Annotated in this window: 1 protein-coding gene; it reads left to right on the top strand. The window is 46.3% G+C overall.

Going from position 1 to position 434, the window contains the following annotated elements:
* A partial coding sequence (locus ADM33_RS07155) for a hypothetical protein (RefSeq protein WP_049504106.1) occupies positions 1 to 434 on the top strand: 434 nt, incomplete at both ends.

Here is a 434-nt window from a genome sequence, read left to right as displayed (position 1 = left end):
GTTGAAACAACAGGTAAACAAGGTCAAACCCAAACAGGTAAGCCTGAATTTACTGAAGGCGACAGCCGTGTGCCAATGAACGATGATGTACCTGCAACATTTGACGATGGTTCAACTACCAAGACAGTTGATGGAGTTGGTACATACACAGTAGCAGCAGACGGAACAGTAACCTTTGTTCCTGAGAAATCATTCACGGGTAAAGCACCGGCCGTAACGGTTGTTCGTGAAGATAAGAACCGAACCAAAGCTTCTGCAACTTACACCCCAACAGTAATACTGGTAACTCCAACTGCTACACCAGCAGAATCAACTGGCCCTCAAGGTCTTGTTCAAACTGGAACAGTTACCTTCACTGAAGGTGACCCAGTCGCACCAATCGACAAGGATGCCATTACTCTTCTTGACGAGAATGGTCAACCAGCTACATCTGT

Origin of the sequence: Streptococcus oralis (assembly GCF_001075875.1) — a bacterium.
Classification (GTDB): Bacteria; Bacillota; Bacilli; order Lactobacillales; family Streptococcaceae; genus Streptococcus; species Streptococcus oralis_I.
The sequence above is the reverse complement of the archived record's forward strand: the minus strand, read 5'-3'. Positions and strand labels throughout refer to the sequence as shown.